Annotated in this window: 2 protein-coding genes; both read right to left on the reverse strand. The window is 49.6% G+C overall.

What is annotated here, in order from left to right:
• Positions 1–235: 235 nt before the first annotated feature.
• The gene (locus PDO_RS14030) at positions 236–1,198 is read right to left on the reverse strand and encodes a hypothetical protein (RefSeq protein WP_007602761.1); all 963 of its coding nucleotides are present in this window, start codon (positions 1,196–1,198) and stop codon (positions 236–238) included.
• 148 nt (positions 1,199–1,346) lie between these two features.
• A complete protein-coding gene (locus tag PDO_RS27915; protein WP_007602768.1) occupies positions 1,347–1,784 on the reverse strand; it encodes a hypothetical protein in 438 nt (145 codons plus the stop codon).
• Positions 1,785–1,929 lie beyond the last annotated feature (145 nt).

Below are 1,929 nucleotides of genomic sequence, written 5' to 3' on the forward strand. Positions count from 1 at the left end.
CCACTGCGACCATTGAGCGCTTTTCGTTCCCGCCTCTCTGGGCTAATTTTGTTATCCAACCCCTTGGGGAACCCGAAAATCTATTTCCGACTTGTCCAGCGCGGACTACGTAAAAGCCGAGACAGGCCACGGCCTTACAATTTGGTCAAACCTCAATTTCGTTGCCGGGGGCGAATTGTATACTAAATTGTTGGGCATAAATCTGTTTCCCTCCCTCGCTGTCGTGAGGCAACTGTCATGATTTTCTCCATTGTCTAGTAGCAACTATGCTGCGCTCATCGCCGTTATCGGTCAGGTCCATTGGAGGCGGCGGCGGAATGGTTCCAGTGAAAGAATCCGTATTGAGGTCCACACCAAGCGGCTTATTCGCTCCAATCGCTGACGCAGAGGAGCCGGTCGCAGTGCCGATAAGAGTCGGCTGGAGTTTGCCAAGCTCTGCAGAGTCTTCTAGCCAAGCTTCCTCATATGGAAGAAGCTGGGCGTTGTCCTCGGCCTCGGCTTCTTTAGGGCATGGTGGAGGAGAATCCACCTCGTCGATGATGCTAGGCACCCGTTCCGCCCGCGATCCAGAAAGCTCGTCGCCAGGCGCATGCGTCATATCCGCGCTCACCGCACCAACTCGAGGAGGCAGAGCGGGCGGAACCACGGATTTCGGACCTGGAATATTTGGCTCGGCGTCGCCAAGCCGCTGACCCGCCCCCGACTCCATAAATCCGGCATCCTTCAGATTAACTTCAAAATTATCCCCGAAAAATCCCAGATTCCAGGAAACATTATCGAAGTCAAGATTCAATGTGCTAAACCGATTCCGCTGAAGTTCAGAAGACTCGTCGCCAGAAGCATGCGTCGTATCCACGCCCTTACTTTCGAAGAACGGGTTAACGCCATTGTATGGGAGGCCCTCAATGATTATCTCGTTGAGATATCCGAGCATATCGTCCACGTTATTCGGCGTGAATTGGCCGGCTGGCATCTGCTGATTGACGTCAGCCGTAAAGTTTTGAAAAATCCGGTTGCATGCTTCTTTTGCACCTTCTATGTCGTTGAGTATCAGACAAACCTTGGCCGTGGCGAGTGATGCCTTGTATTCCCAAGCTTTACTCACATTAGCATCAAGGTAAGCCTTCTCTTTAACCAGTCCAGCATACTCGAGCATTTGCTTTGGCAAATCCTTGCGCCGGGTAACAAGCGCATTCACGTAGGTTTTATAACTCGGTGATCGCTTATAGGAATTTATAAGAAAAGCTTGTACTATCTGCGCTTCAAAGTTTTGCGTTTTCTTGAGATTTTTTTGAAGTCTTTACCCACAATTTTCAGAGCGTCCTCAGATCTCATACCGCGAGACACTAAAAAGTTGTATTGTTTTTTTCCGTCGTTTTGGCGAAACGCGTCCAGAGACTTCCTTGAGTGAACTCCTGTGGGTCGATGTTGATCACCTTAACGAGATATTTAAGGACCGGGTTACCAGCCAGAATACGGCCCCCTTCCTTTTCCACAAAGTCTTTAAAAAAGGAGCTGCTCGGATCTACAAAGGCCTTGAATTGGCCTGACAGTAATGTTTCTGGCTTAATCGCAGAGTCGCCCAAGTCTTTCTCTGCTCGCGTAACGCTATCCTTGCCAGGCGAAGTAGCTTTGCTCGACCGGCTGCCACTCCCAAAAAGAGATTTCGAAGCTGAACTCTTCCTCTTTTCAGTCGACTTCCGCGCGTCTGCATTTCTCGAATAATCGGATTGCGGATACGTCACCGTATGCGAATTCCGTGATGTTCTGTGAATAGTGCTCATATCAAATTCCTTCCAACCTCAAGATGCGGTGTGAAGACAGCCTGCGGTGCCGAGATCGGATGCACTGAATGCCTCTATTCTAATATAAGACCAAGTTCCATTGTCGATTGCAGTGCGTGCAAATTATCTGTCAGTCTGTGCAAAA

Source organism: Rhizobium sp. PDO1-076, assembly GCF_000247475.1.
Lineage (GTDB): Bacteria > Pseudomonadota > Alphaproteobacteria > Rhizobiales > Rhizobiaceae > Allorhizobium.